The sequence below is a fragment of the Pseudomonas sp. Root329 genome (assembly GCF_001424925.1).
GTDB classification, from domain to species: Bacteria; Pseudomonadota; Gammaproteobacteria; order Pseudomonadales; family Pseudomonadaceae; genus Aquipseudomonas; species Aquipseudomonas arabinosi.
Window position 1 is genome coordinate 352,208 of record NZ_LMCV01000012.1, and the last position, 21,339, is coordinate 373,546.

The window sequence follows — 21,339 nt, forward strand, 5'->3', positions numbered from 1 at the left end:
TGGCGCAATCAGAGGCTGGATTTCTGGATGACTTGCAGGCTCATTTGCTCCAGCAGTTTGTTCATGTGAATGAACTGCGCGAAGCGTTTGTCCTGGGTCTGACCATGGAAGAAGCGGTAGTAGATCTGCTGCACGATGCCGGCCAGGCGGAACAGGCCGTAGGTGTAGTAGAAGTCGAAGTTGTCGATCTGGATGCCTGAACGCTCGGCGTAGTAATCGACGAACTCGCGGCGGGTAAGCATGCCCGGCGCGTGGCTCGGTTGACGGCGCATCAGTTGCACCGGTGCCGGGTCGTCGGCTTCGATCCAGTAGGCGAGGGTGTTGCCCAGGTCCATCAGCGGGTCGCCGAGGGTGGTCAGTTCCCAGTCGAGCACGCCGATGATGTCCATCGGGTTGTTTGGGTCGAGGATCACGTTGTCGAAGCGGTAGTCGTTGTGGACGATGCTGGAGGTCGGGTGATCGGCCGGCATCTTGTCGTTGAGCCAGGCTTTGATCGCCTCCCACTTCGGTGCGTCCGGGGTCAGGGCTTTCTCGTAGCGATCACTCCAGCCTTTGATTTGCCGCGCGACATAACCTTCGGGTTTGCCAAGGTCGCCCAAGCCATAGGCGTTGTAGTCGACCCGGTGCAGTTCAACGAATTTGTCGATGAAACTCTTGCACAGCGTTTCGGTTTTCGTCGAATCCAGACCCAGTTCCGGCGGCAGTTCGGAGCGCAGGATGATCCCCTTGACCCGTTCCATCACATAGAACTCGGCGCCGATCAACGATTCGTCAGTGCAGTGCACGTAGGCTTTCGGACAGTACGGAAAACCATCACGGAGCTGATTGAGGATGCGAAATTCGCGGCCCATGTCGTGAGCGGACTTGGCCTTGTGGCCAAACGGCGGGCGACGCAGGACGAACTCCTGCTCGGGGTATTCCAGCAAGTAGGTGAGGTTCGACGCACCGCCTGGAAACTGGCTGATCTGCGGCAAACCACTCAGGCCCGGAATATGGGCCTTGAGGTACGGATCGATCAGGCTGGCATCGAGTTCTTCGCCGGTGCGGATACGTGTGGACTGGTCAGTAAGCGCCATGCTTATCCCTTCTGCTTATTCTGGAGGCCTGAGACTATTGGCTAATCTAATGCGCACACCCGACACCCACAACCACGAAACGCCCTTATAGGTGAGCGTGTTGCCGGGCAATCATTGTTTTTGATACACCTGTTTGAATGGTGGTCAGATCATGCTTGTCGACGATGGCAGGGCAATCGGGGTCAATACCGGATTGCCGGTGAAGAATGCCACCAGATTGCGACCTACCAGCTCCACGGTGCCTTGAGTGGCTTCCGGGGACAAACCGGCGACATGCGGGGTGAGGATCACATTGGCCAACGCCTTGAAGGCATTGGGTACTTGGGGTTCTGTGTCGAAGACATCCAGTGCAGCGCCGGCAATCCTGCGCTGCTCAAGCGAGCTGATCAGGTCTGCGGTGACGATCACGCTGGCTCGGGCGATATTGACGATGAACCCCTGGGGGCCCAAGGCGTCGAGTACTTGTCGGTTGATCAGGTGTTTGGTGCCCAGCCCGCCGGGGGTGGCGACGACCAAAAAGTCCGATTCCCGTGCCAATTCGGTGGGCGTCGAGCGGAAGCTGTACGGCACATCGCTGCGATGCTGGCGGTTGTGGTAACTGACCGTCATGTCGAAACCGTGGGCGGCGCGTTTGGCAATAGCCATGCCGACCGCACCGAGCCCCAGGATGCCCAGGTGCTTGCCGGCCAGGGACGGGCGCATGATTTTCGGCCATTCACCCCGGCGAACGGCGGCGTCGCAACGGGGAATGTCACGCACCAGCGACAGCAGCATTGCCATGGCATGGTCGGCGACCGAAGAGGCATTGACGCCGGCGCCATTGGTGACCGTAATGCCCCGGTTGGCGGCGGCTTGCAGGTCGACGTGTTCGTAGCCGGCGCCGATCACGCAGATGATCTTGAGATTGGGCAGGGCGGCGATTTCGTCGGCATACAGGCCCAATGGGCCGCGGGTCAGCACCGCATCGATCTGGGCGCCATGGCGTGTGATGGCATCGGCGCGCTCGGCTGGTGTCGGAGCCAGAATCAGGTGAAACCCCTGATGTTCGAGAATCGGCAGGTAATCATTGATGGTTTCAACCAGTACCAGAACGGTTGCGGGCATGCTGGGCTCCTGTGGACATCGGAAAGTCGGGGCTCGAAAGTGGCTTCAAAACGTTGCTTCAAATTGCTGATCCGCAACGGTTTGGTATTTACCAAAGATAGCAGGCTTGTGGCGTTCGACCTCAGTGTAGGAGCGTTCCGTAGCGCTTACATATCCACTGTGTTCAACACCTTTGCGAATGCACCGTTCGGGAGAAACAACAAGGCCCCGTCCATTGCTGGTGGGGCCTTGGGCTCGCTGCGCTGTGTTTATCTCAGCCAGACGGCGTCGCGGCCTTTTCAACGACCGTGTCCGAGGTGAGAAACGTCCGGGCTGCGTCGAGAATTTCATCGGACAACGCGTCACCCCGGGTTGCGCGAGCCAGGGTCAGGGCGCCGACCATCAGCGAATAGTCCACCAACGCTTTTTGCCGATTGGCTTCTGACTGATCCGCGCCCATCAGCGGTGCCAGCATCTGCAACAATGCCTCCAGCCCTTGGGTGTAGGTCTGGTGCAATCCGCTTTCGACGGTTTCATGACACATGTCGCCGGCAAACGCGGTCACCGGGCAGCTTTCGCCCGGATTATCGCGATTGGCCGCGGACAGGTAGGGCGCGATGATGCTCTCGCGAGCCGAGAGGCTGTCGTCGTTATCCTCTATTTTCTGCTTCCAGCGTTCCATCGACTGGGTGAACGCCCGGCTGCACGCTTCTTTTGCCAGCGCTTCCTTGGATTCGAAGTGACCATAGAACCCGCCATGGGTGAGGCCGGCCGCGCCCATCACGTCGACGACACTGATTCCGTGCAGGCCACGTTCGCGAAACAGACGCGTGGCGGCCTCGACGATGATCTCGCGGTTGAGTTCGGCTTGTTTGCGGGAGACTCGGGGCATTGGCGGCTCACAGGTATATAAAAGGCAGAAATCAGCTGGCGTACTGGGCTATGCCATTGCCAAACGACCAGTTCTCTTTCTTTACCTCCACCAGATTGATGAATACATCTTCCAGGCGCACCGACAGTTCCGCGTTAAGGCTCTCGGCAATGGTTTTGTAGAGGAGTTTTTTCTGCTCGATGGTGCGGCCTTCGCTCAAGGTGATCTGAATCACCACCAGATTGTCGGTGCGATTGATGCCCAGGTAGCCGGGATCAAAAATGAAATGCTGTTCGTCGTGCTCGGCAAGAATCTGGAAGTTATCGTTCTCCGGCACGCCAATGGCGCTGTGCATGGCGGCGTAGATCAATTGCCCGACACGTTTGGCGTGAGTCGGGTCTTGATGCTTTTTGATGTCGACGCGAACGAGTGGCATGAGAGGCTCCGTTGGTAAGGGCTGCCGGTCAGCAGTGAGCATCGAAATTACATGACGGCAATCCTTTATTAAATAGATTTTTTAAAACATCTATTTAATAAAGGGTGCCAATGGATCTGATCCGCACAACCACTCCTCAGCTAAGTCTTTGCTTCTGCTCATTAATCCCGGACAATCGCGCCCCTGTTTCGGCCAGGGCGCTGCCTGTCGGATTTTTCCGACTCGTCCTGACCGGGTAGCAACTGACCGGAATGCGGAGATCCCACCGGATGAATGATCAGGCCAATAGCGTCGACGAACGCTATGTATCGACGGCACCAGCGACGCTTGAGAGCTGGAATCGCCATGACACCACCTGGATGCTGGGCCTGTTTGGCACGGCCATCGGGGCTGGCACGCTGTTTTTGCCGATCAACGCGGGTCTGGGCGGCTTCTGGCCGTTGCTGGTCCTGGCGGTGTTGGCGTTCCCCATGACGTTTTACGCACACCGTGGCCTGACACGCTTTGTGTTGTCCGGACGCGAAGGCGCGGACATCACTGAAGTGGTGGAAGAGCACTTCGGGATCAAGGCTGGCGCGCTGATCACCTTGCTGTACTTCTTCGCGATCTTCCCGATCCTGCTGATTTATAGCGTGGCCCTGACCAACACCGTGGGCAGTTTCCTCGAGCATCAACTGCACATCATGCCGCCACCGCGCGCCGTGCTGTCGCTCGTGCTGATCCTTGGCCTGTTGGCGGTGGTACGTTGCGGCGAGCAGGCGATCGTCAAGGCCATGAGCCTGATGGTTTATCCGTTCATTGTTGCGCTGCTGTTCCTTGCGGTGTTCCTGATTCCTCACTGGAACGGCGGCATCCTCGCCACCGCGTCGACGCTGCCAGAACCGTCGGCACTGCTGCACACGCTGTGGCTGGCGATTCCGGTGATGGTGTTCTCGTTCAACCATTCGCCGATCATCTCGGCGTTCGCGGTGGACCAGAAGCGTCGTTATGGCGATCACGCCGAAGAGCGTAGCTCGCAGATCCTGTCCCGCGCCCACGCCTTGATGGTGGTGATGGTGTTGTTCTTCGTGTTCAGTTGCGTGCTGACCCTGTCGCCGGCGCAATTGGCGGAAGCCAAGGCGCAGAACCTGTCGATCCTGTCGTACCTGGCCAACCACTTCAGCAACCCGACCATCGCCTTCGCGGCGCCGTTGATTGCGTTTGTGGCCATTTCCAAGTCGTTCCTGGGTCACTACATCGGCGCCAGCGAAGGTCTTAAAGGTCTGATCGTGAAGAGTGGCAAGCGCCCGGCACCGAAGACTATGGATCGCATGACTGCCGCCTTCATGCTGGTGGTCTGCTGGATCGTTGCCACGCTGAACCCGAGCATTCTGGGGATGATCGAAACCCTCGGTGGCCCGATCATCGCCGCGATCCTGTTCCTGATGCCGATGTACGCAATCCGCAAGGTCCCGGCCATGGCGCGTTATCGCGGTCAGGCTTCCAACGTCTTCGTGACTGCGGTCGGCCTGGTGGCGATTACTGCTTTGATTTATTCGCTGACTGCCTGATAGCAAAGATCAAAAGATCGCAGCCTGCGGCAGCTCCTACAGGAATCTGGGGCACCCGCAGATGTACTCGGTCAGTGTAGGAGCTGCCGCAGGCTGCGATCTTTTGATTTAAAGGCATAAAAAAACGCCGCTCATCTCACGATGGGCGGCGTTTTTTATTGCGTTGAAAATGCTCAATACCTGACCCAGAGCCGACATTCCTTGCGCTTAGCGATTAAGCTTGAGGTTGCATAAACGCGTCATAGAGCGTTTGCCGAGGACTTTCCCCGGCCAGTCTATCTTTCTCTGGAGACGCTTCATGGCTCGTGCCCACGGCGCATCGGCGCAACCTCGTGCCGACAGGCCAAACCGCTGGCTGGACGTAGTGGCCGGATTGTCGATTGCCGGTTTGTTATTGCCTGAGGCGGTCGCCTATTCAAGCATTGCCGCGTTGCCGCCACAGGCGGGTGTCATTGCGTTATTTGCCGGTCTGCTGTGCTACGGGCTGCTGGGCACCAGTCGCTTTGCCATCGTTTCTGCTACGTCGTCTTCGGCGGCGGTACTGGCCGCCGCCACAGCCACGTTGGCCAATGGTGACTCGGGCCTGCGCATGACTCTGGCGATCGGTCTGGTGCTGGTGACGGGTGGGTTTTTCCTGCTGGCAGGATTGTTCAAACTCGGCAGCGTGACGTCGTTTATTGCCAAACCGGTGCTGCGAGGCTTTGCCTTCGGCCTCGCAGTGACGATCATCCTCAAGCAAGTGGCGAGCATCGTCGATGTGCACTTGAACAATGGCAACCTGATCCGTTTCGTGCCGCAACTGCTTGAGCAATTACCGCAGTGGAACCGGGTCGGCGCGCTCGTGGCGGCGGTGTCCTTGCTGGTGTTGTGGCTGTGCGCGCGGGTCAGGCGTTTGCCGGGAGGTTTGCTGGTGGTGGCGCTCGGCATCGCGGCCGGCCAATGGCTGAACTTGCCGGCCTACGGGGTGAAGCTGATCGGCGTGATCGACCTGAGCCTGGAGGTGCCGCGCCTTCCTGTGTTGCCGTTTGCCGACTGGTTGCGCCTGGGCGAATTGGCGTTTGCCATGGTGATGATTCTGTACGCCGAGTCTTACGGATCGATCACCTCGTTTGCGCTCAAGCACGGCGACCGTGTGTCCTCGAACCGCGATCTGCTGGCACTCGGTGCAGCCAATTTGCTGTCGGGCCTGTTCCATGGCATGCCGGCGGGCGCCGGTTACTCTGCGACGTCGGCCAATGAGGCGGCGGGTGCCGGCTCGCGTCTGGCGGGCGCGGTAGCGGCGGGGGTGGTGTTGCTCATCGTCTTGACGGTGTTGCCCTGGATTGCCCTGACCCCCGAGCCGGTACTGGCGGCCATCGTCATTCACGCATTGGCGCGTGGCTTGAGCCTGCAGCCCTTGGGCCGGTATTTCGTCTGGCGTCGCGACCGTCTGCTGGTGATTTGCGCGGTGGCGGCGGTGCTGGTGCTGGGTGTACTGGACGGTTTGTTGGTGGCGGTGGTGATCAGCGTGGTGCTGATGCTCAAGCAAATGTCTTCGGCAGATATTCAAGTGCTGGGGCAGATAGGCAGCGGTCATGATTTTGTCGATCTGCAGCGCCACCCTCAGGCTCGCGAGATCCCCGGTGTGCTGATTGTAAGACCGAGCGAAGCGTTATTTTTCGCGAACGTGGAGCGCATTCTCGGCGGTGCATTGCATCTGGCCCGCCACGCGTTAACGCCGGTTCATACGATTATTCTCAGCCTGGAGGAGACGCCCGACCTGGATGGCACGAGTATCGAAGCGCTGGAAACGTTCTTTTTGCAGGTGCGTGCCGAAGACAAATTGCTGATTCTGGCGCGGCTCAAGCATCAGGCTCAGGCCGTTCTCTCGAAGTTGCCGGCGCAGGAGCGAGCACAGATAATCTTCAGTGACTTGAGCGTCGACGGCGCTGTGCAACAAGCACTTCAGGCAAACGGGCACCTTTCGCAGGCATAAAAAAACGCCGCTCATCTCACGATGGGCGGCGTATTTTATTGCGTTGCAGCGTTAGGCTTGAACGACCGGGATGTTGGCGTTCGCAGCAGCTTCACGGAACTCGGCGATCTGGTCGAAGGACAGGTAGCGGTAAACATCGGCCGCCATGCTGTCGATCTTGCCAGCGTATTCCATGTACTCCTCGACGGTCGGCAGGCGACCCAGGATGGAAGCAACAGACGCCAGCTCGGCCGAAGCCAGGTAGACGTTCGCGCCGTCACCCAGACGGTTCGGGAAGTTACGGGTCGACGTCGACACAACAGTCGAGTTCGGCTCTACACGTGCCTGGTTACCCATGCACAGCGAGCAGCCTGGCATTTCCATGCGAGCGCCGGCCTTGCCGTAGATGCCGTAGTAGCCTTCTTCGGTCAGCTGGTGAGCGTCCATTTTGGTCGGCGGCGACAGCCACAGACGGGTTGGAAGCTGACCTTTGACCTGTTCCAGCAACTTGCCGGCAGCGCGGAAGTGACCGATGTTGGTCATGCACGAACCGATGAATACTTCGTCGATCTTCTCGCCAGCAACGCTGGACAGCAGACGGGCGTCGTCCGGATCGTTTGGTGCGCAGAGCACAGGCTCTTTGATGTCGGCCAGGTCGATTTCGATGATTTCAGCGTATTCGGCGTCAGCATCGGCAACCATCAACTCAGGGTTGGCGATCCAGGCTTCCATCGCTTGAGCACGACGTTCCAGGGTACGCGCATCGCCGTAGCCTTCGCCGATCATCCAGCGCAGCAGGGTGACGTTGGAGCTCAGGTACTCGGTGATCGACTCTTTCGACAGCTTGATGGTGCAACCGGCAGCCGAACGTTCGGCCGAGGCGTCGGACAGCTCGAAAGCTTGCTCGATGCTCAGGTTGTCCAGGCCTTCGATTTCCAGGATGCGGCCGGAGAAGGCGTTCTTCTTGCCTTTCTTCTCGACGGTCAGCAGGCCAGCCTGAATCGCGAAGTAAGGAATGGCGTGAACCAGGTCACGCAGGGTGACGCCCGGTTGCATTTTGCCTTTGAAGCGCACCAGGATCGATTCCGGCATGTCTAGCGGCATAACGCCAGTGGCTGCGGCAAACGCTACCAGACCGGAACCGGCCGGGAACGAAATGCCCATCGGGAAACGGGTGTGCGAGTCACCACCGGTACCGACGGTGTCCGGCAGCAGCATACGGTTCAGCCAGCTGTGGATGATGCCGTCGCCCGGACGCAGGGAAACGCCGCCGCGGGTCATGATGAAGTCTGGCAGGGTGTGGTGGGTGGTCACGTCGATCGGCTTAGGGTAAGCCGCGGTGTGGCAGAAGGACTGCATTACCAGATCGGTCGAGAAGCCCAGGCACGCCAGGTCTTTCAGTTCGTCACGGGTCATAGGACCGGTGGTGTCCTGAGAACCGACGGTGGTCATTTTCGGTTCGCAGTAAGTACCTGGGCGAACGCCTTTGCCTTCTGGCAGACCGCAAGCCTTGCCGACCATTTTCTGTGCCAGGGTGAAGCCCTTGCCGGTGTCGACAGGTGCTTCAGGCAGTTTGAACAGGTCGGTAGGGCCCAGGCCCAATTCGGCACGGGCCTTGTCGGTCAAGCCACGGCCGATGATCAGCGGGATACGGCCGCCAGCACGAACTTCGTCCAACAGCACCGGTGTCTTCATTTCGAAGGTGGTCAGGACTTCGTCAGTGCCGTGTTTGCAGACTTTGCCAGCATGCGGGTACAGGTCGATCACGTCGCCCATGTTCATGTTGGTGACGTCGAATTCGATTGGCAGTGCGCCAGCATCTTCCATGGTGTTGTAGAAGATCGGAGCGATTTTGCTGCCGAAGCAGAAACCACCGGCACGCTTGTTCGGCACGAAAGGAACGTCGTCGCCGAAGAACCACAGCACCGAGTTGGTCGCGGATTTACGCGAAGAACCGGTACCGACCACGTCGCCAACGTAGGCGATCGGGAAGCCGGCGTTGCGCATTTCTTCGATCTGCTTCATCGGACCGGTGACGCCCTGGGCGTCAGGCACGATGCCTTCACGGGCCATTTTCAGCATGGCGAGGGCGTGCAGCGGGATGTCCGGACGGGACCAGGCATCAGGAGCAGGGGACAGGTCGTCGGTGTTGGTTTCGCCGGTGACCTTGAACACGCGCAGGCTGATCTTGTCGGCCAGCACCGGGCGGTTCTTGAACCACTCGCCGTCAGCCCAGGATTGCAGCACGCCTTTAGCGTGAACGTTGCCGTTCTTGGCTTTTTCAGCGACGTCGTGGAAAGCGTCGAACATCAGCAGGGTGTGCTTGAGTTCTTTGGCAGCGACTGGCGCCAGCTCGGCGTCTTCCAGCAGATTGACCAGCGTCACGATGTTGTAGCCGCCCTGCATGGTGCCGAGCAGTTCAACAGCGCGTTTCTTGTCGATCAGAGGGGATTTTGCTTCGCCTTTGGCGAGGGCAGACAGGAAACCGGCCTTTACATAGGCTGCTTCGTCCACACCTGGCGGAATGCGATTGGTGATCAGGTCAACGAGGAAAGCTTCTTCGCCAGCCGGGGGATTCTTCAGCAGCTCGACCAGGCCTGCAGTTTGTTCGGCGTTTAGCGGCTGGGGAACGATACCCAGTGCTGCACGCTCTTCGATATGTTTGCGGTAGGCTTCAAGCACAGTTATTACCCTCATCAGTGGTCCCAAATGGGTGTCCGGGACGCTCATCCCGAAATTGCCGTACTCATGCGCTGCGTGGCGTTGTGGGCCACTTAGCCAGAATTACCGACAATTCCTTACAGAAGCTGCTTTCAAAGTTTTACGCCTGCAGAACGGGGAGCTGATGAGGGTTGGCGTTGGGCTTTTCCCCGCTGGAAAAACCCTTCGCCAACACCGCTCTGAAGGAACGACTGTGCTCGTGACGCTTTGAAAACAGCTTCTAACGGACATTGGCGCCTTAAAAGGCTGGCTGATTCTACGGCAAAAAAAAATTAAAGGTAAGTTAGGCCCTGAACTTTGAGGGGTGATGAATGTTAGACAAAGGGCTAACATGCCGACCTGTTCTGCTTTCCCGTGCTCTCCCAACCTATGCCCAATCAGACCATCAAGACCCCCTGCGTCGGCCTCTGCTCCACTGTTTACGGTGATTTGGTGTGCCGTGGCTGCAAGCGTTTCCACCATGAAGTGATCAACTGGAATGGTTACAACGAGGAGGAAAAGCGCGCGGTGTGGCTGCGTCTTGAGCTGCTGCTGTCCCAGGTGATGGCCAGCAAGCTGGAGGTTTTCGATCCCCAGCGCCTGCGTCTGCAGCTGGAGCAGCGCAAGATCCGCTTTGTGCCGCATCAGTCGGAATATTGCTGGGCGTATCAGTTGATCGCCCGGGGGGCGCGAGTGATCAACAATCTGGAAGCCTATGGAATGGTGCTGATGCCGGAGTTTCGCGACTGGAACCTGCCGGAGCTGCGGGATGCTATTGATCGGGAGTTCTTTTTGCTCTCCGAGGCGCATTACCAGCGCTACATTGCACCGGGCTTCCTCCGGGACGCCTTCGGCGGTTAAATCTTAAAAGCTTCGCGAGCAAGCCCGCTCCCACATGGAGGCTCCATGGGACATGAAATCTGTGAACGACACAGATCCCATGTGGGAGCGGGCTTGCTCGCGAAGGCGATCTATCTGGCGCCGCAACCCTCAATGCTGAGTCACGATCTCCTCCAGATGATCCATGATCGTATCCGGCTTCAACACCAGCACATCGCTCTCCACCGCATCCAGCACCACTTCCGCCGTATTTCCGATCAACGCCCCTGACAACCCGGACCGCGCCACGGTACCGATGACCGTCACCGCCGCCTGCAGCTTGTGGACCATGAACGGAATCAACACATCCGCCGGACCTTCCTCGATATGCAGGTGCTCGTCATCAATGTCGAACTCGGCCTGAAACGATTTGCACTGTTCGCGATAGCGCGCCTCGATGGTTTCGCTGAGCTGCAACGTCGGGTCGGCCGCCGACAGCATCGGCGACGGATGGGCGCTGACCACGTGCAAATGGGCCTTGGCCAGGCTGGCAATGTCGTAACCGTGATCGACAATACAAGAGTGCAAGGTGCGGTGCTCACCATCGGTATTACCGACATCGATCGCCGCCAGAATGACCCCGCCGGTCCAGGGTTTCGAGGTTTTGACCAGCAGCACCGGCGTCGGGCAGTAACGCAGCAGTTTCCAGTCCGCCGGGGTCAGCAGGGCTTTTTTCAGCGGACTGTCGGGGTAATGCTGTTTGACCACCAGGCCGCAGCCTTCAGCCTGCTGCACATCGACGATGGTTTCGTGCAGGCTTTCGTTCCACGCCTGCTCGGTGGTGACGCTGTAGCCGTCCTCGATCAGCGCGGCCTTGAGCACGCCCAACATGCCGCTGTGGTCATGCTTGCGGTCGCAAACCAGCAGATGCAGATGAGCCTGGGTCACGCCGGCAATCAGCTTGGCCCGTTTGAGCGCCAGGCTTTCCGAGTGTTCAGGTTCGAGGACCACCAGAATGCTGCGAATGGCTTGCATGATCGGGATCTCCATGAAGTAAAAAATACTGCGTTGGACAACTATAGTTGCTGGCTGGCCGTTCGGGACTTGATGTATATCAACGGTCGCGGCTGGTGGTCTGCCGGCAGGCCGGTATAATCGGCGCCCTTCGATTTTGAACCTCTTATCCGTGAGCCCCATGATCCTTCCCGAAATTCACGAGTTCCTTGGCTGCCGCACCCCCGATGGCTGGGTTCAAGCCGCGCTGGCCGATCAGGAAACCCTGCTGATCGATCACAAGAACTGCGAATTCAAGGCCGCCAGTACTGCGTTGAGCCTGATCGCCAAGTATCACTCCCACGTCGATCTGATCAACCTGATGTCGCGTCTGGCCCGGGAAGAGCTGGTGCACCACGAACAGGTCATGCGCCTGATGAAAAAGCGCAAGATCGCGCTGCGTCAGCTGTCCGCCGGGCGCTACGCCTCGGGCCTGCGCAAAGTGGTGCGCAGCCACGAGCCGGTCAAACTGGTGGACACGCTGGTGGTCGGCGCGTTTATCGAAGCCCGCAGCTGCGAGCGTTTTGAAGCGCTGGTGCCGCATCTGGACGAAGAACTGGGCAAGTTCTACTTCGGCCTGCTGAAGAGCGAGGCCCGACATTTCCAGGGTTACCTGAAACTGGCCTACCAGTACGGTGACGCCAAGGACATCGTCCAGGTGATCGACAAGGTCCGCGCCGCCGAGCAGGAGCTGATCGAGTCGCCGGACGTGGAATTCCGTTTCCACAGCGGTGTGCCAGTCGCAGCCTGACGTTTTCGATCGAAAATGTAAAAAACTCTTAAAAGAATGAAACATCTCCGAAAACCGGCCCCCGAGGCCGGTTTTTGCTGCCTGCGATAACCGTCCGGTCACCGAATGGCGCCATAATGCCGGCCACTTCACGCAAGGGCTGGCAGACGGTCGTTATGGATAACCTGGGTTTTGGCAAAGTACTGCTGGTGGAAGACGACGAAAAGCTCTCCGGGCTGATCGCGCATTTCCTGTCCCAACACGGTTTTGAGGTCCGCCAGGTGCACCGCGGCGATCTCGCATTGGCCGCGTTCCTCGAATTCAAACCGAAAGTCGTCGTGCTCGACCTGATGCTGCCGGGCCAGAGCGGTCTGCACGTGTGCCGCGAGATCCGCAGCGTGTCCGACACGCCGATCGTCATTCTTACCGCCAAGGAAGACGACCTTGATCACATCCTCGGGCTGGAGTCCGGCGCCGATGACTATGTGATCAAACCAATCAAACCACCGGTTCTGCTGGCCCGGTTGCGCGCCTTGCAACGCCGCCAGACGCCGGACAGCGGCGTGTGCAGCGCTTTGGAGTTCGGCCATCTGAGCATCGACCGCAGTTGCCGGGAAGTGCGGCTGGCGGGTGAGGGCATCGAACTCACCACCATGGAGTTCGAACTGCTGTGGTTGCTGGCCAGCGCCGCCGGCAAGACTCTGTCCCGCGACGACATCCTCAACCGCATGCGTGGCATTGCGTTCGACGGTCTCAACCGCAGCGTTGACGTCTACATCAGCAAACTACGGGGCAAGCTCAAGGACAATCCGCGCGAACCGGTGTGCATCAAGACCGTCTGGGGCAAGGGTTACCTGTTCAATCCGTTTGCGTGGGAGTTGTAAATGCTGCGGTTATTTTTAGGGTTGTTTCTGGTGATGACGGTGGGCCTGGTTCTGGGGCTGCAAACCGTCGAGCGCACGTTCGATGCGCTGCTCGACGGTCAGATGCAGAGCTACAACCGAGAGGCGGTGCGTGGCCAGGCCTGGTCGCTGGCCGAGCAGTTGCGCGGTCTGGACGGTTCGGCCCGGGAGCGACAACTGGAAGCGGTGCGCCCTCACTATGGCTTGGGCCTGACCTTGGTCGAGACCGATCAATTGTCGCTGACCGAGCAGGAGAAAGCCGAGTTGGCCCAGGGCCTGCTGGTGATTCGCGACAAATACACGCAGTTCATCTCGCGCATTGACGACGGTTCGCAACTGCTCAGCATCAAGCTGCCGGCCGAACCGAGCCTGATGCCGTTCTACATTGCCGCGGCCTATCTGATGATCGCGGTGATGATCGGTTTCGTGTTGCTTTTCTGGGTACGGCCGCATTGGCGCGATCTGGAAAAGCTGCGTCTGGCGGCCGAGCGTTTTGGCGATAACGATCTGTCGTCGCGGATCCAGCTGTCCAAGCGCTCGAACATCCGCGACCTGTCCGAACACTTCAACCTGATGGCGGCGCGCATCGAAGGCCTGATCGCCAATCAGCGCGAGCTGACCAACGCCGTGTCCCATGAGCTGCGCACGCCGATTGCCCGGCTGTCGTTCGAGCTCGACCAGCTCAAGCAGCAACCCGATCCGGCCCAGAACCGTGAACTGATTGCCGACATGTACGCCGACCTCGGGGAACTGGAAGAGATGGTGTCCGAACTGCTCACCTATGCCAGCCTCGAGCGCGGCGCCACGGTGATCACCCGGGAAAACATTCAGGCCAGCAGTTGGCTCGACAGCGTGGTCGGCAGCGTCGCGCTGGAAGCCGAAGCCGCCGGTGTGCAATTGCTGATTGTCGAGTGTCAGGTCGAGGAGGTCCGTATCGAGCCGCGTTTCATGGCCCGGGCGGTGATCAACCTGCTGCGCAATGCCATCCGTTATGCCGATGAGCGGGTGGAAGTGTCGTTGGTGCGCACCGGTGATCACTACGAAGTGCGGGTCAACGACGACGGACCCGGCGTGCCGGTGGACGGGCGGGAGAAAATCTTCGAACCGTTCTCGCGCCTGGACGCCAGCCGCGACCGCCGCACTGGCGGCTTCGGCCTGGGCCTGGCATTGGTCAGGCGGGTGTCGCAATCCCATGGCGGGCAAGTGGAAGTGGTGGACTCTCCGTGGGGCGGGGCGTCATTTCGCATGACCTGGGCGCATCAGGATTAAGTTTGTATTGTTCTTACTGGCCCCTTCAGCATCACCACCCGATCAAAAGGTGTAAACCACCTGCGAAGCCAACGATGTCTGCATCCGCCGTTCGACAATAGGACTGTCCGCCGCATCATTCGCCAGATATTGCACCGCCAGCACCGTCGAAACACTCCACTGATCATTGACGGGCAACGACCAGGTCAAATCCGCCCCACGACTCACCAGCCTGCCATGCGTGCCATAAGCCCTGAACCGACTGCGCGCCGCTTGGGCATCGCTGACACCGTACCAGGTGCGCACGTAATTACTGTCACCAAACTGGCTATTGAGGCTGCCCACGACCTTGCCATGGTCACCCTCATAAAACGGCGCGCTGATGCTCAGTTTCAAGCGGTTCCACGCCGAGCCGGTGTCGTGATCGTCATCGTCCTTTTCCAAGGCATGCTCAAAACTCGCACCGAGAATAATCGGCCCCATGTGGTAAGTCCCGTCGAGCCCCAGCGCCGGGCGCGACTTGATCGAGCCCATGCCGTTCAGCTCATCCGAACCTTTGAACCCGGTCTTGCGATCCTTGCGCACATCACTGGCGCCGATGTACACGCTGAGGCCGAAGTCGTCCTCGTCAAACGCCCAGCCCAGCCCCTTTTCAGTGTCCAGAAAGAGTCCGTAAGGGCTGACGATTTCACCGCCCAATAGCGGCGCCACCACGCGTTCATCACTGCCGCTGTAACGGGGCACGCTGGCTGCGCCTGCCCGCAAGGTGTAGCGCCAGTCTTCAGCACGCAAAGAGTCAGTGGGAATGAGCAGGCACAGCGAAGTCAACGACAGACATAGCGAGCGAAACATGGGAGCACCCGAGGGAGTTTGGATGCGCCCATGCTAGGCGGCTGCCGGCCAGCAATCTTTGACAGCTTTGTCGGGAAACTGTCAAAGACTGTGAACCGGCTTAGCGGCTCAAACCCAAACGCTCATGCCACTCGGCGATGGATTCTTCGGGATAGACGTCGAACTGCTGATCCCCAGGATGCACCTCGACTTCCACCCACGGCGCCTTGGAACCGAGCATCAAATGCGTGTGTTCCGGCGGTTCCGGCAGCGGGGTGTCGATGGCAGAGGCAAACGGGTGAATCAGCTCCGGCCATTCGGGGCTGAACAGCCACAAACCTGAACCACACAGAGAACAGAAATGCCGCTCGGCGGTGCTGCTGTGGGCGCGTTTATCGCCTTCGTCCTTGAGTCGTGCGTGATAAATCGCGATGTGCTTGCGACCGCGCACCTTCAGGCTGCCGGCATCGCCACCCAGGTTGATCGCATAACCGCCACCGCCCTGGGTCTTGCGGCAGATCGAGCAGTAGCAACGCTGATACGGGTAGGGGTGGGCGCTGGTCAAACTGAACGACACTGCGCCGCAATGGCAGGAACCTTCGAGCTGCATGGGAACCTCCGACAGGTCTGGAACTTACCCAAGACAGCCTAGACCTTCAGCGCCCCTCGACCGGTACGAGAATCGCATCGCCGGTCGCCACCAGCTTCAGTTGATCTCCGGTTTGCGCGAACAGCTCGGCGCGGGCGAACACCTGCTTCTTGCCAGCCTTCACCACCTGACCCCTAGCGATGAACACTTCGCCGATGGCGGGCGCCAGGCAGTTCACTGAAAAATGCGATGCCAGCACGTTGCCGGCGACCGTTCCGGCTGCGAATCCGCAGGCTGTGTCGAGTAGCGCACCGATCAGTCCGGCGTGCAGGAAGCCTGCGTACTGCGCCATATCGCTCTCGCGAAACGCCATCGTGAGCTCGGCTTCGCCGCTTTCTGCGCGAGTAACTTCGAAACCGGCCCAGCGGTTAAAGGCTGAGGTTGAATTGATCTGTTTGAGTGCGTTGAGCATGGCGAATCCCTCCGATTGAGGGGGCAACATGCGCCAGGTTTGGGGGGATGTCATGGTCGATAAGGGAGGGTGATGGGGCGTTGGATTTGTGGTGAATGTGTTGGCCTCTTCGCGAGCAAGCCCGCTCCCACATTTGAAATGCATTTCCCTGTGGGAGCGGGCTTGCTCGCGAAGAACGATAACGCGGTCCCGCTGGACGCCCACCCATGGCCGGGGCAGCATGGGCGCCTTCCTATTGGAGCCTTTGCCATGCGACGACTGCCTTCCCTGGCCGCACTCAGAACCTTCGAATGCGCCGCCCGTCACGCCCATTTCGGCCGGGCGGCGGCGGAGTTGTGCGTCACCGACAGCGCGGTCAGCCATCAGATTCGCCAGCTCGAAGAGCAATTGGGCGTGACATTGTTCATCCGCGAAGGCCGGCAGATTCGCCCGACGATGGCCGCCGGGCGCCTGATGCAAAGCTTGCAGCAAGCCTTCGAACTGATCGGTGATGCCTGCGATGAACTGCGTGACCCGTCATCACTGGCGGTGTTGCGCCTGGCGGTGACTGCCGAGCTGGCGCAAAAGTGGCTGATGAGTCGCCTGACGGATTTCTACGCACGCTATCCGCACATCACCTTGCACCTCTATGAACAACCGATCGACGCCACAGCGCCAGGGGAAGACATTGACCTGGCGATCACTTACGGCACCGGCCCGGTGGACAGCAGCGCCTACTTCGTCAGGCCCTTGCCGGCGTTGCAGTTCTTCCCGGTGTGCAGTCCCGGTCTGTTCAACCAGGGCACCTTGAAAACTCCGAAGGATCTGGCGCGTCACTGCCTGTTGCACGACGATCAGGACGGCAAGACCTGGACCGCCTGGCTCACCAGCCATGCCGGCGATCAGCGTCCGGAACGGCAGCTGTATTTCGCCCACGCCGGTTTGGCGCTGGAAGCGGCGGCTCAAGGCCAGGGCGTGGCCATGGGCGATAACTTGACCGCGCAGGAGGATTTGCTCAGCGGTCGCCTGGTCCGACCGTTCACCTCCAGCATGACTGCACTCGGCCAATATGCGCTGGTGTGTGAGCGAGTGCGGCTGGAGCGCCCGGCAGTGGCGCAGATGCTGGAATGGTTCAACGATCAGTTGATCGATTGATGAGTTGAATTCAAGTATTCCGAAATAATCATCGTTGGCGAGGAGGGCGCCGGCGACCTTAGCCTGTGGTCATTCCAATCCCCGCTGATGAGGTTTGACCATGGCACGTTTGCTCGACTCCACCCCCAAACTCGATGGTTTCCGTCTGCCCGGCGAGTTCGAAACCAAGTCCGGTTGCTGGCTCGGCTGGCCGGAGCGCACCGACGTCTGGCGCAATGGCGCCAAGCCTGCGCAGAAAGTCTGGGTGCAGATCGTCACCGCCATCTCCCGCAGCGAACCGGTCACCGTGTGCGCCTCCGCCGCGCAGTTCGCCACCGCCCGCCGCCAATTGCCGCCGCAAGTGCGGGTGGTGGAAATGACCTGCAACGACACCTGGTTCCGTGACAGTGGCCCGTGCTTTGTGGTCAACGACGACAGCGGTGAGGTGCGCGGCGTGGACTTCGAGTTCAACGCTTACGGCGGCCTCGACGGCGGCCTCTATTACCCGTGGGACAAGGACGATCAAATCGCCAGCAAAATCCTCGAAATCGAACGGTTCGACCGCTACCGCGCGCCGCTGATTGCCGAATTGGGCGGTATCCAGAGCGACGGCCAGGGCAGCATTCTCACGACCGAGCAATGCCTGCTCAACCGCAATCGCAACCAGCATTTGGGCAAGGAAGAAGTCACCCGCCGACTCACCGATTACCTCGGCGCCGAGCAAATCATCTGGCTGCCACGGGGCTGCAAATTCGACGAAACCGACGGCCATGTCGATGATCTCGCCTGCTTCGTGCGCCCCGGTGAAGTGGTGCTGCAATGGACCGACAATCGCGATGACCCGCAATGGGAAATCTACCAGGAGGCCTACGACATCCTGCGCAGCACCCGCGACAGCCGTGGCCGCGAGCTGAAAGTGCACAAGCTGCCGCAACCGGATGTACTGGAATGGACCGCCGAGGAAGCCGAAGGCCTGGATCAGCAAGACAGCACGCACACCCGTCAGGCCGGGACCAAAATCTGCGCGTCGTATATCAACTACTACGCCGGCAACACCTCGATCGTGGTGCCTTTGTTTGGTGATCGCAACGATCAGGCAGCAATGGCGACCCTCGCCGAACTGTTCCCGCAACACAAAATCGTCGGTATCGAAAACTCCCGGGAAATCCTCCTCGGCGGCGGTAACGTCGCGTGCATCACCATGCCGCAGTATGCAGGCAGTGCCTGCAACAAAAAGGGAGTTTGAAAATGGGCCTGCACAAACTGACTCAAGCGTTATTGCTGGTGCTTGCACCCCTGTGTGTGCAGGCCGCCGACACCACCAGGCCGGTGGTCAATCTGTACATCTGGGGCGAGTACCTGGCTCCGGACACCCTGACCAACTTCGAGAAGAAAACCGGCATCCACGTGGTGGCCGACCACTTCGACTCCCTGGAGACCGTCGAGACCAAACTGCTCACCGGCCGCAGCGGCTATGACCTGGTGCTGACCGCTGGCCAGCATTTGTCCCGGGCGATCCAGAGCGGGGCGATTCAAACCCTGAACCCGCAACAGCTGCCGCATTTTGCCGGTGTGGGTGACGAGTTCCGCCAGCACATGGCGGTGTTCGATCCGGGCAATCGCTACGCCGGGATCTACGCCTGGGGCACCACCGGAGTCGGCTATCAGGAAGAGGCAATCAAGAAGCGCCTGCCCGACGCACCACGGGACAGTTGGGCGATGCTGTTCGACCCGGCGGTGGTGTCGAAATTTGCCGATTGCGGGGTCAGCTTGCTCAACGATCCCAACGAAGTGTTCGCCGCGGTCATGAAGTACATGGGGCTGGACATCAACCGCCAGAACCTCGATGACCTGAAACGGGCCGAGCAGCAATTGGCGAAGATCCGGCCCTACATCCGCTACTTCGACAATGACCTGAACATCAGCGACCTGGCCAATGGCAACACCTGCGTCGCCATGTCATGGAACGGCAACGTGGCCATCGCCGCTGGACAGGCCGAGGCTGCGAACAAGCCGTTCAAGTTGAATTATCAGATACCGAAAGAGGGCACGTTGATCTGGTTCGACGCGATGGTCATTCCCAAGGATGCGCCTCATCCTCAGGCGGGACTGGCGTTGATGGATTATCTGATGACGCCGGAGGTGATTGCGCCGATCACGGACACCATCCACTACGCCAACGCGATTACGGCGGCGGACGGCTTGATTGATCCGGCGATTCGCAATGACCCGGGGACGTATCCGTCGGCCGAGGTGAGGGCTTCGCTGTATAGCAAAAATGACAATGGCAAGGCGTTTAACCGGGCGTTGATTCGGGCGTTCAGTCGGTTGAAGTCGGGGTTGTGACTGGCACTGGATGATGTTTTGAATGTGCTGACGCCTTCGCGAGCAAGCCCGCTCCTACAGGGGATCCCGGGAGTTCACAAATCCAATGTGGGAGCGGGCTTGCTCGCGAAGAACGATAACGCGGTCTACCGGTTGGGCACCCGCCACAAATACCACGCCGCCACCGTCCGAAACGGACGCCACCCCAGCCCGATCTCAATCATCTGCTTGCGATTGGGCTGCACCTCCAGCCCCTTCATCCGCCGATACCCCTCACGCACACCGAAATCATCGGCGGGCAAGATGTCCGGCCGTTCCAGGCTGTAAATCAGCAACATCTCAACCGTCCAGCGCCCAACCCCACGCAGGGTGATCAGGCGCTCGATCAGGGCTTCATCCTCCATGGCCAGTGCCGTGGTGTAATCCGGCACCACACCGTCCAGCGCCGCTTGGGCAATGCCCTGAATGGTCGCGATCTTGCCAGCGGAAAACCCGCAACCGCGCAGTTGATCAAAGCCTGTCGCTAGAATCTGTTCAGGCCTCGGGAACTCACCCGTCCCAAACAACGCGATCAACCGACCGACAATCGCATCCCCAGCCTTTGCATGCAGTTGCTGGTAGGCAATCGCCCGCACCAGCGACTCATAAGGATCGCGAGCCGCATGGGGCTGATGCAGGCAAGGGCCGACGGCGACGATGTGGCGGCGCCAGTCCTCATCGATGGACGATAGAAACTCGGTGGCGGGCAGATAGGCGTCGGGCATGGGGTCAAGCTTTCCCGGACGGCGCCAACAGGGCGTTCACTTCGCCATAGGTGAAGGCCTTCAGATCACGGCTGTCGAGTGTTCCTGTTTCCAGAAAGCTCTTGGCCAGTGCGCTCATGGCGCCATACAGAAACTCGGCGATGCGTGAACCCGCGCTCAAACGGCGTACGCCGAGGGCTTGCAGCTCTTCAGGCGATGGCAAGCCGGGGAGCCCGAGGACGTTCAACGGCAACGGAGTGCCCTGGCACAGCGCAGCGATTTCGTACTCAGCCGTGACGCCAGCCGCGAACAAACCATCGGCACCGGCCGCCTGATACAACGCGGCGCGCCTGAGCGTCTCGGCCACGCGATCTTCGGCGGGCACCAGGCTCTTGAGGTACACATCGCTGCGGGCGTTGATGAACAGCTGCACATTTCGGCGACTGGCAACCTGCCGGGCGATTTCGATCTTGCGCACCAGCAGTTCGGGCGGGGACGCGCCGTCCTCGATGTTGATCCCGACGGCCCCGGCGGCAATCACCGCATCGATGAGGTCGGCCACCCGCGTCAGGTCATCGGAGTAACCGGCCTCGATGTCCACGGTCAACGGCACCGAAATCACCCGGGCGATGGACTCGACCGTTGAAATCAGGCGCTCTAGGGGCAGGGCATTGCCATCCGGATAACCGTGAGCCCAGGCCACCGCCGCGCTGCTGGTGGCGACGGCTTTACAGCCCAGCTGTTCCACGATGCGCGCCCCGGCGGCATCGGCGACGTTGGTGAGGATCAGCAAGCCGTCGTGGTGCAACTGGTGAAATACGTTGTCCATCGAATGTCCTTCCTT

The 21,339-nt window shown here is 59.8% G+C and carries 20 protein-coding genes; 9 read left to right on the forward strand and 11 right to left on the reverse strand.

What is annotated here, in order from left to right:
• Window positions 1–8: 8 nt before the first annotated feature.
• The 4 genes from ASC74_RS13130 to ASC74_RS13145 all read right to left on the reverse strand — a co-directional run bounded on the left by ASC74_RS13130 (window position 9) and on the right by ASC74_RS13145 (window position 3,466).
• Window positions 9–1,076 carry a phosphotransferase family protein gene (locus ASC74_RS13130; RefSeq protein ID WP_056741752.1) on the reverse strand — a complete coding sequence of 356 codons (1,068 nt, stop codon included), beginning with the start codon at window positions 1,074–1,076 and terminating at the stop codon, window positions 9–11.
• A 144-nt stretch (window positions 1,077–1,220) separates the two neighbouring features.
• A complete protein-coding gene (locus ASC74_RS13135; RefSeq protein ID WP_056741753.1) occupies window positions 1,221–2,180 on the reverse strand; it encodes a 2-hydroxyacid dehydrogenase in 960 nt (319 codons plus the stop codon).
• Window positions 2,181–2,433: 253 nt separating this feature from the next.
• Window positions 2,434–3,051 carry a TetR/AcrR family transcriptional regulator gene (locus ASC74_RS13140; protein ID WP_056741754.1) on the reverse strand — a complete coding sequence of 206 codons (618 nt, stop codon included), beginning with the start codon at window positions 3,049–3,051 and terminating at the stop codon, window positions 2,434–2,436.
• Window positions 3,052–3,082: 31 nt separating this feature from the next.
• Window positions 3,083–3,466, reverse strand: a complete 384-nt coding sequence (locus ASC74_RS13145) for a tautomerase family protein (RefSeq protein ID WP_056741755.1) — start codon at window positions 3,464–3,466, stop codon at window positions 3,083–3,085.
• A 269-nt stretch (window positions 3,467–3,735) separates the two neighbouring features.
• On the opposite strand from ASC74_RS13145, the gene ASC74_RS13150 reads away from it, so the two are divergent.
• On the forward strand, window positions 3,736–5,016 hold the full coding sequence (locus ASC74_RS13150) for a serine/threonine transporter (RefSeq protein ID WP_056741756.1): 1,281 nt from the start codon (window positions 3,736–3,738) through the stop codon (window positions 5,014–5,016).
• A 298-nt stretch (window positions 5,017–5,314) separates the two neighbouring features.
• On the forward strand, window positions 5,315–6,991 hold the full coding sequence (locus tag ASC74_RS13155; protein ID WP_056741757.1) for a SulP family inorganic anion transporter: 1,677 nt from the start codon (window positions 5,315–5,317) through the stop codon (window positions 6,989–6,991).
• A 51-nt stretch (window positions 6,992–7,042) separates the two neighbouring features.
• On the opposite strand, the gene acnB is transcribed toward ASC74_RS13155, so the two are convergent.
• On the reverse strand, window positions 7,043–9,652 hold the full coding sequence (gene acnB, locus ASC74_RS13160) for a bifunctional aconitate hydratase 2/2-methylisocitrate dehydratase (RefSeq protein ID WP_056741758.1): 2,610 nt from the start codon (window positions 9,650–9,652) through the stop codon (window positions 7,043–7,045).
• A gap of 408 nt (window positions 9,653–10,060) precedes the next feature.
• Here acnB and ASC74_RS13165 point away from each other — a divergent pair, with 408 nt between their 5' ends.
• The gene (locus ASC74_RS13165; protein WP_033054572.1) at window positions 10,061–10,531 is read left to right on the forward strand and encodes a DUF1289 domain-containing protein; all 471 of its coding nucleotides are present in this window, start codon (window positions 10,061–10,063) and stop codon (window positions 10,529–10,531) included.
• Window positions 10,532–10,660: 129 nt separating this feature from the next.
• Here ASC74_RS13165 and ASC74_RS13170 read toward each other — a convergent pair whose 3' ends face one another.
• Window positions 10,661–11,524, reverse strand: a complete 864-nt coding sequence (locus ASC74_RS13170) for a universal stress protein (RefSeq protein ID WP_056741759.1) — start codon at window positions 11,522–11,524, stop codon at window positions 10,661–10,663.
• 160 nt (window positions 11,525–11,684) lie between these two features.
• On the opposite strand from ASC74_RS13170, the gene ASC74_RS13175 reads away from it, so the two are divergent.
• The 3 genes from ASC74_RS13175 (at window position 11,685) to ASC74_RS13185 (ending at window position 14,443) form a co-directional block, all read left to right on the forward strand.
• The gene (locus ASC74_RS13175) at window positions 11,685–12,293 is read left to right on the forward strand and encodes a tRNA-(ms[2]io[6]A)-hydroxylase (protein WP_056741760.1); all 609 of its coding nucleotides are present in this window, start codon (window positions 11,685–11,687) and stop codon (window positions 12,291–12,293) included.
• Between the two features lie 155 nt (window positions 12,294–12,448).
• Complete coding sequence (locus tag ASC74_RS13180) at window positions 12,449–13,156, forward strand: winged helix-turn-helix domain-containing protein (RefSeq protein WP_046048982.1); 708 nt, start codon at window positions 12,449–12,451, stop codon at window positions 13,154–13,156.
• A complete protein-coding gene (locus ASC74_RS13185; protein ID WP_056741761.1) occupies window positions 13,157–14,443 on the forward strand; it encodes an ATP-binding protein in 1,287 nt (428 codons plus the stop codon).
• 42 nt (window positions 14,444–14,485) lie between these two features.
• On the opposite strand, the gene ASC74_RS13190 is transcribed toward ASC74_RS13185, so the two are convergent.
• The 3 genes from ASC74_RS13190 to ASC74_RS13200 all read right to left on the reverse strand — a co-directional run bounded on the left by ASC74_RS13190 (window position 14,486) and on the right by ASC74_RS13200 (window position 16,314).
• Window positions 14,486–15,274, reverse strand: a complete 789-nt coding sequence (locus tag ASC74_RS13190) for a MipA/OmpV family protein (RefSeq protein ID WP_056741762.1) — start codon at window positions 15,272–15,274, stop codon at window positions 14,486–14,488.
• A gap of 100 nt (window positions 15,275–15,374) precedes the next feature.
• Complete coding sequence (locus ASC74_RS13195; RefSeq protein WP_056741763.1) at window positions 15,375–15,863, reverse strand: GFA family protein; 489 nt, start codon at window positions 15,861–15,863, stop codon at window positions 15,375–15,377.
• Window positions 15,864–15,909: 46 nt separating this feature from the next.
• Window positions 15,910–16,314, reverse strand: a complete 405-nt coding sequence (locus tag ASC74_RS13200) for a PaaI family thioesterase (RefSeq protein ID WP_033054578.1) — start codon at window positions 16,312–16,314, stop codon at window positions 15,910–15,912.
• Between the two features lie 249 nt (window positions 16,315–16,563).
• On the opposite strand from ASC74_RS13200, the gene ASC74_RS13205 reads away from it, so the two are divergent.
• The 3 genes from ASC74_RS13205 to ASC74_RS13215 all read left to right on the forward strand — a co-directional run bounded on the left by ASC74_RS13205 (window position 16,564) and on the right by ASC74_RS13215 (window position 19,773).
• Window positions 16,564–17,448 carry a LysR substrate-binding domain-containing protein gene (locus tag ASC74_RS13205; RefSeq protein ID WP_033054579.1) on the forward strand — a complete coding sequence of 295 codons (885 nt, stop codon included), beginning with the start codon at window positions 16,564–16,566 and terminating at the stop codon, window positions 17,446–17,448.
• A 100-nt stretch (window positions 17,449–17,548) separates the two neighbouring features.
• The gene (gene aguA / locus ASC74_RS13210) at window positions 17,549–18,673 is read left to right on the forward strand and encodes an agmatine deiminase (protein ID WP_056741764.1); all 1,125 of its coding nucleotides are present in this window, start codon (window positions 17,549–17,551) and stop codon (window positions 18,671–18,673) included.
• 2 nt (window positions 18,674–18,675) lie between these two features.
• Complete coding sequence (locus ASC74_RS13215) at window positions 18,676–19,773, forward strand: extracellular solute-binding protein (RefSeq protein WP_056741765.1); 1,098 nt, start codon at window positions 18,676–18,678, stop codon at window positions 19,771–19,773.
• A gap of 125 nt (window positions 19,774–19,898) precedes the next feature.
• Here the strand turns inward: ASC74_RS13215 and ASC74_RS13220 are convergent, their stop codons facing one another.
• Window positions 19,899–20,516: a DNA-3-methyladenine glycosylase family protein gene (locus ASC74_RS13220; RefSeq protein WP_056741766.1), complete on the reverse strand. Its 618-nt coding sequence runs from the start codon at window positions 20,514–20,516 to the stop codon at window positions 19,899–19,901.
• A 4-nt stretch (window positions 20,517–20,520) separates the two neighbouring features.
• A complete protein-coding gene (locus ASC74_RS13225) occupies window positions 20,521–21,324 on the reverse strand; it encodes an isocitrate lyase/PEP mutase family protein (RefSeq protein ID WP_056741767.1) in 804 nt (267 codons plus the stop codon).
• Window positions 21,325–21,339: the final 15 nt, after the last annotated feature.